This window comes from Acetobacter senegalensis (assembly GCF_001499615.1).
In the GTDB taxonomy this organism is placed as follows: Bacteria; Pseudomonadota; Alphaproteobacteria; order Acetobacterales; family Acetobacteraceae; genus Acetobacter; species Acetobacter senegalensis.
In genome coordinates this window covers 112,688-126,566 of sequence record NZ_LN606600.1, presented here as the reverse complement: position 1 = coordinate 126,566, position 13,879 = coordinate 112,688, and the positions used below count along the sequence as shown (strand labels likewise).

Sequence of the window (13,879 nt, the reverse complement as noted above, 5' to 3'; positions counted from 1 at the left end):
GGTATTTTTTGCCGAGTCGCACCAAATCGATGGAAAGAGGGGCAATGCCGGATTTTACGCGGGAACAGCAACATGGCGGACGTGTCGCCGGAGTAGATGAAGTGGGCCGTGGCCCGCTGGCTGGTCCCGTAGTCGCCGCCGCCGTAGTCTTTGCCGCAGGCGTGCCCGCTGATCTGGCGGTTATTATTGATGATTCCAAAAAACTGAAACCGGTAGTGCGTGAGGCCATTGCGGCCCGCCTGCCTGATGTGCCCGGTATTGAAATCGGGCTTGGCGCAGCCTCAACTGCCGAAATTGATTTCCTGAACATCCATCATGCGGCTCATCTGGCGATGCAGCGCGCCGTGGCCCGGCTGCCGCGCTTGCCTGATCATGTGCTGGTGGATGGTAACAAAACGCCCGATTTTGGATGCAGCACGCAAACAGTGGTGGGGGGCGATCGCCTGAGCCTGTCCATTGCTGCAGCCTCCATTGTGGCCAAGGTTGTGCGGGACCGCATCATGGCCCGCCTGGATACGCGCTGGCCCGCTTATGGGTGGGAGAAAAATGCGGGCTACGGCACCGCAGCCCACCGGCTGGCGCTGACCACAACGGGGATTACCCCGCATCATCGTAGAACCTTCGGCACTGTGCGCCGGCAAATTGAACATTTTTATACGGAGGGCCGGGCATGAGCGGCGCAAAATCAATGAGCATGGAACTGCCTCTGGACCAGATTCTGCGTGGCGAATGTGTTGAAACCATGCGCACGTTGCCCTCCGGCTCTGTTGATTGCGTGTTTGCTGATCCGCCTTACAACCTGCAACTTCGTGGTGAACTGCGCCGCCCAGATGATTCCCTGGTAGATGGTGTGGATGATGATTGGGACAAGTTTTCCGATCTTCAGGAGTATGATCGCTTTACCCGTGCATGGCTGACAGAAGCGCGGCGTGTGCTGCACAAGGATGGCACCATCTGGGTGATCGGCTCCTATCATAACATTTTCCGCATCGGTGCGATTTTGCAGGAACTGGGGTTCTGGATCCTGAATGATATTGTGTGGCGTAAATCCAACCCTATGCCGAATTTTCGGGGGCGTCGTTTTACCAACGCGCATGAAACCCTGATCTGGGCAGCCCGGAGCGAGGATAGCCGGTACCGGTTCAATTATCAGGCCATGAAAGCGCTGAATGATGATGTTCAGATGCGGTCTGACTGGTATCTGCCGCTTTGCACCGGCAATGAACGCCTGCGGAATGAACACGGGCTGAAGCTGCACCCCACGCAGAAGCCGGAAAGCTTGCTGCACCGGGTGCTGCTCGCTTCCACCACGGTTGATGATGTGGTGCTGGACCCCTTCACCGGTACAGGCACGACCCCCGCCATGGCCCGCCGGTTGCGCCGCCGTTTTATCGGAATTGAGCGGCATCCGGATTATGTGGAAGCCGCCATGAGCCGTGTGGCGCGGGAAACGCCGCTGGCTGATGATGCGGTTGTGACCACGCAGGACAAGCGTGAAGCCCCGCGTGTGCCTTTTGGTAGCCTTGTGGAGCGCGGACTTTTGCCCGTTGGCACCGTGCTGTGTGACAAAAAACAGCGTGTGAGCGCTACGGTTTCGCCTGATGGCACGCTGGTCAGTGGTGCCAAACGGGGTTCCATCCACAAGTTGGGCGCACAGTTGACCAATGCGCCGTCCTGCAACGGCTGGACCTTCTGGCATTTTGAACGCAATGGCGAGTTTCTTCCGCTGGATGTCTTGCGTCAGGAAAGTCTTGAACAGGCAAAAACAACGGCATCCATGGCCAAGGCTGCTGCCGCCGGTTGAGCCAGTATCATGGCATGATATGAAAAAAGCCGCCTCAATAGGGCGGCTTTTTTTTATGAACGGACTGCGCGGACTAAAAGGAAAGCGGGGGGCTCAGCCGCCGCTAAATCCAAGAAACCCGACATCCGGCTGCGGTCTGCCACCAGATGTATCGTAACGGCTTTCATGGGGAAGGGCGCCGTGTCGGCCAGCGCTGCCGCCAATGGTCAGATGCCCGCTACCGTTTTCCATTTTCATGCTGCGGGTTTCAGCCGCAACATCCGTGCGCACACGATCATCATTGCCGCGCAGGGAGAGCAGCAGGAAGGTGATGGGGTTGCGGTTCAGATCGATGGACATATCAAGCGGGGTCTGCCCCAGCACATTCTTGCTGTGAAGATCCGCCCCACGATTGATGGATTCCTTGGCTGCGCTGATGCTGCCACGGTTGATGGCATCAAACAGGGCGGCAGTGGGTTCCATATCCGTATTGGAATGTTCGCCATCGTCGTCGTCTTCAGCGCCCGCGCCGGGAATGGCTGCAGGAGGAGCCGCGCGTTTTGCGGCCTTGGCGGCTTCAGCCTTCTGCGCGGCTTCTTCCGCAGCAGCCTGCGCTTCCTGCTCGCGGGCGGACTGGGCCCAGCCGGTGGCGGGAAGGGCGAGAGCCAGAAAACTGCTGCAGGCCAGAGCAGCCGGAATAATGCGGAACGAGCGGGTCATGGTCTGTCCATACAGGAAACGTCACTTATAAATTACCACAATGGTGGGAGTGCGGAAAGGAGCTGAGGGTCAGCTTCGTCCTTCCCGCCACCATCCGGCAAACAACAGCAGGAGCGACAGGCTCAGCATGACCCATGCAGGCAGCAGGGGTGTTGCACTTCTACCTGTTACTACATGAGCATTCCGGTGCGGAAACGCAAACCAGTTCTCGCCGTGCAGGGTGCGGCCGTCTGCCAGTTGAAGCTGGGGCACAGCCGGGGCGGAGGCGGTATCCCCCGTCCAGAGCATGCCGCCACCAGTGGCTGAAACCATGTCCTGCAGTTTGCTGGCTGTAGCGCGGAGGTCTGCAAATTCCTGCGGGTCTGGCGGCATGGGTGCGGCAAAGGCTTTGTGGGCCCCATCATCCACCTGCCAGATGCCGGGCTGTTCCGCTGCCATATGTCCGGTGCTGATCCCACTTTGCCCACCATCGGCATCAGGTGCGCCAGTTTTCCGCGTCTGTGCCGAGGCTGTCGTAGCATCAAGCGTTAACGTGACAGGCGTGCCCGAAGGGGGCGTGACGGTAGCGTTATGCCGGGGCTCCGCCGCCGTGCTGCGCCGTGTAACGGTGAGTTCTCCACCGGCAATGCTGGCGTTCAACTGTTCTTCTTCCAGCTCAGGTTCTTTCATGAGCCAGTGAGAGATACGGCGCAGAAGTTCGGCCTGCGGGCCGCCGCCGCCCTCTCCACGGGACCAAAGCCAGATCTGGTCAGACAACAGCAGCGCAACGCGGCCCTGATCCACATGGTCCAGCACCAGCAGGGGGGTGTTGTCTGGGCCGCTCATCAGGGCCTCGCCATGCGTGGTGTCTGGCTTTAGCGCCCGGTACCATGGCCCCCACTGGCCCGGAATGGTCTGAGCCGCAGAGTCCGCGTTGGTGGGCGGCGCACCGGGGAGGGCCGCCGTTACCGGGTGCCTGCGGCCTTCTGGCGTCAGATGGGGGCGGAAGCGTTGTTCCACCATGCCATTTTCCAGCGGCACGTGTGCGGGCAGGATGTCACCCACAGGCGTATCCTGAAGGGTGCCAGGGCCGACAAATTCTGGTCCGGCTGTCAGCAACAGGCCGCCACCTTTGCGCACAAAGTTGGCAATGTTGTTCAGATAGGCATGCGGAAGAATGTTCTGGTTTTCAAATCCGTCCAGAATGATGAGGTCAAACTGGTTGATTTTTTCCTGAAACAGTTCCCGCACCGGGAAGGCAATCAGTGCCAGATCGGACAGCGGTGTGCCGTCGTCCTTATCCGGTGGCCGTAAAATGGTGAAGTGAATCAGATCAACCGAGGGATCAGCCTTAAGCAGCCGACGCCAGACGCGTTCCCCCTGATTGGGGGTGCCAGAAATCAGGAGCACACGCAGGCGGTCACGGATGCCCGTCATGCGGGTAATGGTCTGGTTGTTGATCTGCGAGACCTCACCCGCCAGCGGTGAGACGGCCAGACTGATCAGCATCTGTCCGGGATGGGACACCGGCAGGGAGATATCCTGCGGCGTACCCGTTGTGACGGGTATGGAGAGCGGTTCTTCTCCATTCACGCGCAAGGTGAGTTCCGCCTGTGTGCCCGGTGTGGTTCCGGGGCCTGCGTCATCCACCTGCACACGCAGTTTGGCGGGTTGGCCAACAATACCGTATGGGGGAGCCTGCAGAATACGCAGTTGGCGGTCTGTTTCCTCGCCTTTGGCCGGGATCAGCACATGCAGGGGCAGGTGGGTTTTTTCTCCATTCTGCCCGGCTGGCGTCAGGCGTTCCGGAATGGATTTGGGAATGTCTGATACCTGTCCATCCGTGAGCATGACAGCGCCCGCAAACTGATCGGGCGGAATATCTGCCGCGGCCTGATCCAGCGCATCAAACAGACGCGTGCCGTTATGGCCGGAATTCCGCACGGGAACGGTGCGCAGAGTCAGGCCCTGTGTATGAGCCTGTTCCATGGCCTGCGCAGCTTGCCGCGCCAGAGCAGCCCTGTGCCCGATGGACATGGAGGGAGATTGATCCACCAGCAGCAGCGCGGTTTCTGGCAGAACGTGCCAGCTTTCATGCAGACGTTGGGGCCCTGACAGCCAGAGCAGAAGGGAAAGCACCGCCCCCAACCGGAGGACGGCCCCTTTGGTGCGCCTGCTTATGGCATAGGCACAAAGCACGAGCGCAAGTATGCCGATGCCAGCGAGCAGCCAGAAGGGAACGAGGGGAGCAAACCCATAGGATTGCGCAAGATGAGTCAGCATGGGCGTTTATTCTCCCAGCCGTTGCAGCAACATGGGCACATGCACCTGATCTGCCTTGTAATTGCCTGTCAGGGCGTAAATTACGGCGTTGACCCCAAACCGGTAAGCAAGCTGGCGCTGATCCGCACCATCAGGAATTACGGCGTAGGGGGTGTTGCCTTCCTCATCCACGGCCCAAGCATGCGCCCAGTCCGCAGAACCGATAATAACCGGGCTCACATCATCATTTTCTGCCTGTCCTTCCCGTGCCACCCAGATGGGTTGCCCGGCATAGCGGCCCGGAAAATCATGCAGCATGTAGAAGGTGTGGGCCAGCAGATGATGGTCTGTAATGGTGGCCAACGGAGGAATGGGCAGCCCGTTGGTCACCCGCCGCAAGGCGGACCGGGTGCCGGGTGCATCGCCTGCAAAGCTGCCTGAATTCTCCCCGTCAGTCTGGCTGCTGGCATCCTGCCCCTGTGTGTCAATCAGCAGAATACCGCCATGCGCCATGAAGGTGGTCAGCGCGGCTGTCTGTGCCGGAGTGGTGCGGGCGTCGGGCGTGATGGGCCAGTAAAGCAGCGGATAATAGCTGAGATCATCCTGGCCCGGGCGCACGCCATCCGGGTGGCCGAGTTTGGCGGACGTGCGGGCGTTGGTATAGTCCGACAGACCCTGCAAGCCCTGCCGGGACACAGTATCCACATCGTCATGGCCGGTCAGAACATAAGCCAAGCGTGTTTCCAGCGCCGCCCCCGGAACCTGGGACTTTCCTTGATCGCCAGATTGAGGAGACGCAGGCGCGGTCTCAGTAGTCGGGGTTGAGGCCGTTGCGGGCGGAACCGTCTGTTCAGGCTGCGGGGTCTGCTGTGCTTGGACGAGCGCCGGGTCATGCCGGTCTGCGGCCCAAAGGCTGGCAGGGGATGCCATGGCGAGAAGAAACGCCAGAGAAAGAGCCGCGCTGGTTGGCGGGCGTTTTCTGCCAAAGACAACACCAGCACGCATGAGCAGCACCATCAGGGTATCCAGCAGGAGAAGCAAAGCTGCGGCAAGCAGGCAATAGCGGCCCAGAGGTGTATCGGGTCTGCGCCCTGCCGGGGTGGTAAGTGTGCCCACAGGTTGCGCGGGAGAAAGGCTTGCCAAATGGGTGCCTACGTTCAGGGCGCGCCGGGCGGCACGGGGGCCATATAGCCCCGGCGGATGGGCAGGTGAGACATCTGTTTCAGCAAAGGCGCTGGCTTTCAGGCCACGCGCAGTCGGCGGTGGCGGGCCCAGAACACCTTCACCATCCAGCGTCATGACAGGGGCCAGCAGGCTGTCATCGGCAGGAATGCTCACACCATTGGCGTGATCTGTCAGCCGCTGCAGCATGGCCACAAACAGGCCGGAGAGCGGCAGGTTTGACCAGTCTGCCGTGCTGCTGATGTGGAACAGCACAATTTCACCTTTGCCGAGCGAGGCATGGGTGACCAAAGGCGTGCCGTCCGTCAATCTGGCCCAGCTATGTGCGGCGAGATCCGCCACGGGGCTGGCCAGAACCTGCTGCGAGACGGTGACATCCGCCGGGATATCGAGCCCGTGAAAAGGGGAGCTGGCGTCAAACGGCGCCAGCGTCTGCGGGGCTCCCCATGTCATGGTGCCTCCCAGTTGGCGGGAGCCATCAAGCAGGGCTACCGGTAGGAGGTCCGCCGTGGGGTCCGTTGACGTCTGGCCGGAAGGTGGCTGTGCGGTGCCATCGTTATCTGCATCGTCTGTTGGAGCGGGCTGGCCTGATTCATGGTGCTCACCTGCCAGAGCAGGGCCAGCAAAACGGACGAGCGTGCCGCCATTTTTAACCCATTCCGCGATTTTCTGCCGTGTGCTGGGGTCTGCCAGTGTGCCGTCAGGGGCAATAATAACGGAAAGAGGTTGGGTCAGCAGGGCCGCACCGTTGCCTTCATGCAGGTCTGCCGTGGGGGCGAGCGCCCGCCGCAGATAGAACAGCGGCCCGATCAAAGGCGTATCGGCGGCACCGGTGGTCATCAGCCCTACGGGGCGCAGGCGGTCGCCTTCATCAAACAGCAGGGTGCCTGCTGCGCTGGACTGCCCTGCCAGAGCAACCTGATCAATCCGGTTACGCACGGTGTTCGGCAGATCTACGGGCACATCTACGCTGGCCGCACCGGCCGGAAGCGTAACCGGCACAACAGCCAGTGTCCCGCCATCCTGCGTATGAACACGCACGGTAAAGGCACGGGGCGCAGATGGATCGGGCAGAGCCAGAAGGCGGGCAATAACAGGCCCGTTCCGCGCTGGGGCGGGAGCAAGAACCACTGCGGGCGCATCGGGAAAACGTACTTCCTGCACAGGGCCCTGGGCGCGCAATGCCTTGGCGAAGGCCGCATCACCGGCGGAGGCGACCCCATTGGCCAGATAGACCACATTGCCCACGTCAGCCGGCGGATGGGTCTCCAGCAAATGGGCGACGGCGGCCCGGTCTGTGCCCCATGGAGCAGGACGCGGGCTGTTCAGATCCTGTTGCACGGCGCTGGCCGGGCGAGGGTGAGGAATGTCCTGATCAGCGAGGGCTTCCGGTATGGCGGCTGTGCGGAGCAGCAGGACAGGGCGGCCCGCATGGGCTGCGTCATCCACAAATCCTTGCGCGGTGGCAATGCGTTGCGTCCAGCCGGGTGCGGAAAGCATGTCATCATCCAGCACCAGCAGCAGGGGGCCGTGGCCAGAGGTAGGCACATGCTCACCCGGTAGTACAGGGTGCGCCAGCCCGAGAACCAGCAGCGTTACGGCCGCCAGACGTACCAGCAGCAACCACAAAGGCGAGCGGGCAATATCCGTTTCACGCTGCCGCAGGCCGCGCAGAATCTGGATGGGCGGAAAGCTCTGTTTGCGTGGCTTAGGCGGGGTGGCTTTGAGCAGCCACCAGACCAGAGGCAGAGTGACCAGACCGAGGAGAGCAAATGGCGTGAGAAAAATCATGGCCGCGCGCCCTCACGGTGGCTGCCGGATCTGCCGCTTATCAGGCCATGCAGCGTCAGCAATGTGGGCAGGGGCGCATCCTGCGTGCAATGTAAAACAAGGTCATGCCCATATGTTGCGGCCTGCGCTGTTAAAGCAGCATTGCGGGCGGTGACAAGGCTCTCGTAGTCCTGCCGTAGCGTTTGCACATGGGGCAGATCAACCGGCGCTTCCTGTTGCTCCAGCCCCTCAAATTCTACACGCCCTTGATAGGGCAATGTGAGCTCTGCCGGATCTGCGATCTGGATCAGATGTGCCCGTGCAGGCAGGCCCGCCAGATGGCGCAGGCAGGATAGCAATGCTTCATCCGGGCACAGAAAATCACTGGCAATGAGAACATGGGCATGGCGTGGCACCAGAGAAACCGGAGGAAGTGCGCTGGCTGAGGGTGTGGAGGTGCGCTCCATATGGGCCAGTCCGAGCGCCAGCCGTTCCAGCGGTGTCCCGCTGGCGGGCAACGGGGCCATGCCGGAGGGAGTCAGCAGCTTTACCCGCTCCCCATTGCGCAGCAGCAAGGCGGCCATGGCCAGTTGCAGCAGCACCGCGCGATCCCGTTTTTCAGGCAGAGAGGATGCAGAGCGCCACTGCATGGAGGGGGAAAGATCACACCACAGCAGGATTGTCTGAGCGGATTCGGCTTCCGTTTCACGCACATAAGCATGGGTGCTGCGGGCAGACTGTCGCCAGTCTATGTGTGTTGTTGGCTCACCGGGCTGCGCCTGACGATATTGCCAGAACGTGTCTCCCCATCCTGCGCGCCGCTGGCCGTGCTGGCCTGCATACAGCGTGGCGGCAATATGGTCTGCTCGGATCACGAGGTCCGGCAGGCGTGCGGCAAGGGAGGACGCCTGATTGGCGACGCCAGAGGCAGCGCCGGAGGGTGCTGCCGCCGTGCGGGTATCGGGCTGGCGGCCGGTAGGGGCCGTGAAGGGCGTGGTCTCCCCGCTGCTCAGATTTTGTCCGGCAGACCGGGTCCGAAACAGGCGCAGCAGGGCGGCGGGTGAAAAGGCAGACTGTGCCAAGGCGTCAGCCCAGCCGGTTGACGAGCCGGGTGATCACATCATCCAGATGCACGCCTTCCGCACGTGCCGCAAATGTGAGCGCCATACGGTGCGCCAGAACCGGACGGGCAAGCGCAATCACATCATCCAGACTGGGGGAGAGGCGGCCATCCAGCAGGGCGCGGGCACGGGTGGCCAGCATCAGGGCCTGTGCGGCGCGTGAGCCTGGGCCCCAGGCAATCTGGCCGCGCAAGGTTTCGTCCTGCGTGGTTTCAGGGCGAGCGGAGCGCACCAGCGCCAGAATGGCGTCTACAATTTTTTCACCCACTGGCAGGGTGCGCACAAGAGCCTGCGCCGCAATCAGACTTTCCGCACTCATAACCTGCTGGGGCGGAGCCTGCTCCGCGCCGGTGGTGGCCAGCAGCATGGCGCGTTCCGACTCTGCATCCGGAAAGGTGAGGGGAATTTGCAGCATGAAGCGGTCAAGCTGGGCTTCTGGCAGGGGGTAGGTGCCTTCCTGCTCCAGCGGGTTCTGGGTTGCCAGCACATGGAAAGGCTGGGGCAGTTTATGCTCTGCTCCGGCCACGGCCACCCGGCGTTCCTGCATGGCCTGCAACAATGCGGACTGTGTGCGCGGACTGGCGCGGTTGATTTCATCAGCCATCAGCAACTGGCAGAAGACCGGGCCCGGCACAAAGCGGAAACTGCGGTGGCCGGAGGCGTCTTCGTCCAGAATTTCGCTGCCGGTAATGTCAGACGGCATCAGGTCCGGGGTGAACTGCACGCGGCGCGCATCAAGCCCCAGCACGGTGCCAAGGGTGGTGACCAGAAGGGTCTTGCCCAGCCCCGGCGCACCAACCAGCAGGGCGTGGCCCCCGGCCAGTATGGCGGTGAGCGTCTGGTTGATGACCTTCCCCTGCCCAAAAATCACGCGGGCTGTTTCCTGCTGCACGGCCTGCAGGTGGGCGCAAAGGCGGTCGGCCTCACGCACATCAGGTTGGGTCGGGGCGGGTTGGGGCTGTGTGTCTGATGCGGTCATGGGTCCAGTCTGTGCAGATACAGGGCTTACATCAAGCGGGGTATGATCCCTATATCATTCTCCACGCAGTGAAACAGTCATAACAGGATTATCTGTCAGTGCATGATGAAGGCCCACACCCTGACCGCGGATCTCCCTGCCATACCGCAGGACCCGATACGGCGAAAACAGGCGAAGAGCCCAGAAAACTGCCGTTTCTGATCCGTCGGGATGGGGTCTGGTTGTATCGGGGCACCCCTATAGAGCGCAAGCCCATGGTGTGTCTGTTCGGGTCCATGCTGACCAGAGACAAAAAAGGCGGCTATTTGCTCCGTACTCCTTTCGAGACGGGGTATATTGAAGTGGAAGATGTGCCATTTCTGGCGGTAGAGCTGGAATGGAAGGGCTGTGGCCGCATGCAGCGCCTGTGTTTTCGCACCAATGTGGATGAACCGGTCATCGCTAGCCGTGAGCATCCGATTCGCGCCGTATGGGATGTTCCGCCTGATGCCTGCGGTGATGGTGGGTGCCCGCCTTACCTGCTTGTGCGCACCGGTGATGGCATGTTCCCGGTAGAAGCGCGGCTAACCCGATCCGTGTGGTATGAGCTTGCGGCACTGGCCGAGCCCGGCACCTGCAATGGGGTTCCCTGCATGGGGGTATGGAGCTGTGACAGCTTTTTTCCTCTGGCCCGTTTATGTGCAGAGAGCAAAATGGCGTGAAGGGCAGGGCCCCCAAGGAGATGGACGCTGGCAGTGAAGGGCTGACTTCTGCCCAGCGGCGCGCGCTTGCGCAGATATGGGCCGTGTTGCCTCAGGCCCGGCTGGTGGGCGGGGTGGTGCGGGACCTGCTGATGGGGCGGTCCGTGGCGGACGTGGATATGGCAACCCCGGAAACGCCCGAACAGGTGCAGGACACGTTGACGGCAGCCGGCATCAAGGTGGTGCCCACTGGTCTGTCACACGGCACGGTTACAGCGGTCATTGCTTCTGCCCCTTATGAGATCACAACGCTTCGCCGGGATATGGAAACCGATGGGCGTCATGCCGTGGTGTGCTGGACCACGGATTGGTGGGAAGATGCTGCCCGGCGTGATTTTACCATCAACGCCATGTCACGCAGCCGGGATGGTACTCTGCATGATTATTTTGGCGGGCAGGCGGATCTGGCGCAGGGTCTTGTACGGTTTGTGGGGGATGCTGGCACCCGTATAGAGGAAGATGCCCTCCGGATTCTGCGTTTTTTTCGGTTTCAGGGTCGGTATGGCACCGGCAAGCCGGATGCAGAGGCCATGCGGGCCATTACGCAGCGTGTGGGGCTGATAATGCGGCTATCGGTCGAGCGCGTGTGGTCCGAACTCCAGCGGATTCTGACCGGCCCCAATGCAGCCACACTGGTTGCGATGATGGCAGAGGCCGGAGTGCTCTCCGTGATTCTGCCTCAGGGTTTTGCGCTCGGCCGATTTATACATCTTGTTCAGGCAGGGGCACCGGCAGATGCCGTGCTCCGGCTGGCGGCGTTGGTGGAGGGCAGCAAGCTTGATGTGGCGCAACACCTCAAGCTTTCCCGAGCGGATACGGCGTTTCTGCTGGCTGTATCGGAAGGTCCCGTGCCGGAAACAGATGCCACGGATGCGGCTTTGCGGCGTTTTCTGGCAGATGAGCCAGCACGCCCTCTGATCGGGCGGACATGGCTGCGGCAGGCCACGCTTCTGGCGCATGCTGAGGCCCGGCAGACAAAAACCGCGCGGCCTGATGCTCGGGCATTTGAAGCCTTGCGTAAACGCCTTGAGGGAATGCCGCGTCCCGTTTTTCCGGTGGCGGGGCGGGATATTGTGGCTGCTGGCCATGCACCGGGCCCCGCAGTGGGGCAGATACTTGCGCGTGTGCGGAACTGGTGGATGGCGGAAGGGTGCACGGCATCACGAGAGGCCTGTCTGGACCGTCTGCGGCATGGGTTTGAGTGACCTTCAGCAGGGAAAAGACGGCCTCTCTCTTTTACGTGGCGGCAGGAGGCTGGTAGAGGGACGGGCATGACGTCATCTCATCCGGCTTCCGTTCGGCCTGCTCAGGCCCCCATTCCAGCGGCTTCATCCAAGACCACGGCTCCTGTCAGTGTGCAGGAAGCCGGGCAGACGACTGGTGGCAAGAAACCGCGTGGTGGTCTTGTGCCGGATGATACGCGCGTGCTGCTGAAACGCCTGTGGCGGGATCAGGTGCGCAAACATCCGGGCCGGATTGTTGCGGTTATTGGGCTGACGGTGCTGACAGCCGCATTGACGGCTCTCTACCCGCTGGTGATCCAGCGCGCGCTGGACATGTTTTCAGCGCATGATTCCCGCATTCTGTATCAGGTGCCGCTGCTGGTGGTGATGATTACGGTCTCCAAGGCGTTGGCTCAGTATGCGCAGACACTGGCCGCCCAAGGGTTGGTGCTTGTGGTGATTCGCGGCTTGCAGGGTGAGATGTTTGACCATCTGGTGCAGACAGACATCACCCGGATTGAACGTGAACCTCCGGCCAAACTGGCGGCCCGCTTCACCACCGATGCTGTTTCCATCCGTGAAGCCATGATCCGCGCGGTCAATTCGCTGGGGGATGTGGTGACGGTCGTGGGGCTGATTGCGTCCATGTTCTACATGGATTGGGAACTCAGCCTGATTGCGGGCCTGCTGTATCCTATTGCGGCGGTTCCCATTCAGAAATTGGGCAAGCGGGTACGTCGCGCTTCTGGCGGGATGCAGGAGAGAATCGGGGAGACCGCAGCGTTTCTGACCGAGAGTTTTGCGCAGGCCCGCACCGTGCGTGTTTATCGTATGGAGCAGCGGGAACAGGCGCGGGCAGCACTTTCTTTTGATCATCTGTATCAGGCCATGCTGCGTATTACGCGGGGCCGCGCGCGTGTTGATCCGCTGCTGGAGGCTCTGGGTGGGTCTGCGGTCGCCGCCGTTCTGGGGTTTGCAGGGTGGCGTGCCGCCATGGGCGGTGCCACGCTGGGCGACTTCTCCGGTTTTGTGGCGGCCCTTCTGCTGGCAGCCCGACCGTTGCGGGCGCTGGGCGCGCTGAATGCGGCTTTGCAGGAAGGCCTGGCGGGCCTTGTGCGCGTATTTGACGTAATTGATGAAAAACCCGCCGTAACGGAACAGGCCGATGCCGTGCCTCTGCCGCCGGGCCATGGGGAACTGGTGTTTGAGAATGTGGGGTTTGTGTATCCCGATGGCCGCGTTGGGTTGGACGGGCTGAGCTTCAAGGTAAAGCCCGGGCAGACGGTTGCGCTGGTCGGTCTTTCAGGGGCGGGTAAATCCACAGCGCTCTCGCTTATCCCGCGCCTGCATGATGTGACATCGGGCCGTATTCTGCTGGATGGGGAAGACCTGCGGACTCTGACACTGGATAGCCTGCGGGATGCCATTGCCTATGTGAGTCAGGACCCATTGCTGTTTGATTTTTCCGTGCGCGATAACATTCAGATCGGTAAACCGGGCGCACCGGATGAGGCTGTAGAGGCAGCGGCGCGCGCGGCAGCGGCGGAACCCTTTATTCTGGCCTTGCCCAATGGGTATAAAACGGGTGTGGGGCCGGGTGGGCAGCGTCTTTCCGGTGGTCAACGGCAAAGGGTGGCTCTGGCGCGGGCTCTGCTGCGAGACCCTCGGCTACTGCTGCTGGATGAAGCAACCAGTGCGCTGGATAGCGAAAATGAAGCCGCCGTGCAGGATGCTCTGGCCCAGATGCGGCATTCCCGCACCACGATTATTGTAGCGCATCGCCTCTCCACCGTTCGGTCAGCAGATCTTGTGGTTGTCATGAAGGACGGCCGCGCCGTGGAATGTGGTACGCATGATGATCTGATTACGCAGGACGGATTGTACGCCCGCCTTGTGCGCACGCAGGGGCTTGAGCGCTAAAAAGTGGTTCCAGCAAGGTATTCAAAGGGCGCGCCTTCGGACGTCTGACAATGTTGTCTCTTCGCTTTTTAGATTGCCGGACTGTCTGCCATAGGGGACGCAGCCCTTTCGGCTATAAAAACGCGTGATCCGCTCTCAATACCCGATTTTAGAAATGGTCTCGAAGGCCGCTCTGCTGATCGTTCTGGAAGTTTAAAATC

The 13,879-nt window shown here is 61.3% G+C and carries 10 protein-coding genes; 5 read left to right on the top strand and 5 right to left on the bottom strand.

Going from position 1 to position 13,879, the window contains the following annotated elements:
- Positions 1–29 precede the first annotated feature (29 nt).
- Together ASN_RS00525 and ASN_RS00520 are read left to right on the top strand one after the other, a co-directional pair.
- Positions 30–674 (top strand): ribonuclease HII, encoded by a 645-nt coding sequence (locus ASN_RS00525; protein ID WP_197603349.1) that lies wholly within the window; start codon positions 30–32, stop codon positions 672–674.
- Entirely contained in the window at positions 671–1,804 is a 1,134-nt protein-coding gene (locus ASN_RS00520) for a site-specific DNA-methyltransferase (protein WP_006558984.1), read from the top strand. Before ASN_RS00525 ends, ASN_RS00520 begins: the two co-directional genes overlap by 4 nt.
- A 93-nt stretch (positions 1,805–1,897) precedes the next feature.
- Here ASN_RS00520 and ASN_RS00515 read toward each other — a convergent pair whose 3' ends face one another.
- The 5 genes from ASN_RS00515 to ASN_RS00495 form a co-directional block, all read right to left on the bottom strand.
- Positions 1,898–2,503 (bottom strand): hypothetical protein, encoded by a 606-nt coding sequence (locus ASN_RS00515; RefSeq protein ID WP_006558985.1) that lies wholly within the window; start codon positions 2,501–2,503, stop codon positions 1,898–1,900.
- A 69-nt stretch (positions 2,504–2,572) separates the two neighbouring features.
- On the bottom strand, positions 2,573–4,765 hold the full coding sequence (locus tag ASN_RS00510) for a hypothetical protein (protein WP_058986917.1): 2,193 nt from the start codon (positions 4,763–4,765) through the stop codon (positions 2,573–2,575).
- A 6-nt stretch (positions 4,766–4,771) separates the two neighbouring features.
- Positions 4,772–7,717 carry a DUF4159 domain-containing protein gene (locus ASN_RS00505; RefSeq protein WP_058986916.1) on the bottom strand — a complete coding sequence of 982 codons (2,946 nt, stop codon included), beginning with the start codon at positions 7,715–7,717 and terminating at the stop codon, positions 4,772–4,774.
- Positions 7,714–8,778 carry a DUF58 domain-containing protein gene (locus tag ASN_RS00500; RefSeq protein WP_058986915.1) on the bottom strand — a complete coding sequence of 355 codons (1,065 nt, stop codon included), beginning with the start codon at positions 8,776–8,778 and terminating at the stop codon, positions 7,714–7,716. Before ASN_RS00500 ends, ASN_RS00505 begins: the two co-directional genes overlap by 4 nt.
- 4 nt (positions 8,779–8,782) lie before the next feature.
- On the bottom strand, positions 8,783–9,796 hold the full coding sequence (locus tag ASN_RS00495) for an AAA family ATPase (protein WP_058986914.1): 1,014 nt from the start codon (positions 9,794–9,796) through the stop codon (positions 8,783–8,785).
- Positions 9,797–9,984: 188 nt separating this feature from the next.
- Here ASN_RS00495 and ASN_RS00490 point away from each other — a divergent pair, with 188 nt between their 5' ends.
- The 3 genes from ASN_RS00490 to ASN_RS00480 all read left to right on the top strand — a co-directional run bounded on the left by ASN_RS00490 (position 9,985) and on the right by ASN_RS00480 (position 13,679).
- The gene (locus tag ASN_RS00490) at positions 9,985–10,497 is read left to right on the top strand and encodes a DUF1285 domain-containing protein (RefSeq protein WP_227004961.1); all 513 of its coding nucleotides are present in this window, start codon (positions 9,985–9,987) and stop codon (positions 10,495–10,497) included.
- 20 nt (positions 10,498–10,517) lie between these two features.
- Positions 10,518–11,741 carry a CCA tRNA nucleotidyltransferase gene (locus ASN_RS00485; RefSeq protein ID WP_058986912.1) on the top strand — a complete coding sequence of 408 codons (1,224 nt, stop codon included), beginning with the start codon at positions 10,518–10,520 and terminating at the stop codon, positions 11,739–11,741.
- A 66-nt stretch (positions 11,742–11,807) separates the two neighbouring features.
- A complete protein-coding gene (locus ASN_RS00480) occupies positions 11,808–13,679 on the top strand; it encodes an ABC transporter ATP-binding protein (RefSeq protein ID WP_231948311.1) in 1,872 nt (623 codons plus the stop codon).
- The last annotated feature ends 200 nt before the right edge of the window (positions 13,680–13,879 follow it).

Excerpts from the sequence above, each read along its gene's own strand:
- ASN_RS00525 (WP_197603349.1), top strand. The coding sequence starts at position 30 with ATGGAAAGAGGGGCAATGCCGGATTTTACGCGGGAACAGCAACATGGC.
- ASN_RS00520 (WP_006558984.1), top strand. The coding sequence starts at position 671 with ATGAGCGGCGCAAAATCAATGAGCATGGAACTGCCTCTGGACCAGATT.
- ASN_RS00515 (WP_006558985.1), bottom strand. The coding sequence starts at position 2,503 with ATGACCCGCTCGTTCCGCATTATTCCGGCTGCTCTGGCCTGCAGCAGT.
- ASN_RS00510 (WP_058986917.1), bottom strand. The coding sequence starts at position 4,765 with ATGCTGACTCATCTTGCGCAATCCTATGGGTTTGCTCCCCTCGTTCCC.
- ASN_RS00505 (WP_058986916.1), bottom strand. The coding sequence starts at position 7,717 with ATGATTTTTCTCACGCCATTTGCTCTCCTCGGTCTGGTCACTCTGCCT.
- ASN_RS00495 (WP_058986914.1), bottom strand. The coding sequence starts at position 9,796 with ATGACCGCATCAGACACACAGCCCCAACCCGCCCCGACCCAACCTGAT.
- ASN_RS00485 (WP_058986912.1), top strand. The coding sequence starts at position 10,518 with ATGGACGCTGGCAGTGAAGGGCTGACTTCTGCCCAGCGGCGCGCGCTT.
- ASN_RS00480 (WP_231948311.1), top strand. The coding sequence starts at position 11,808 with ATGACGTCATCTCATCCGGCTTCCGTTCGGCCTGCTCAGGCCCCCATT.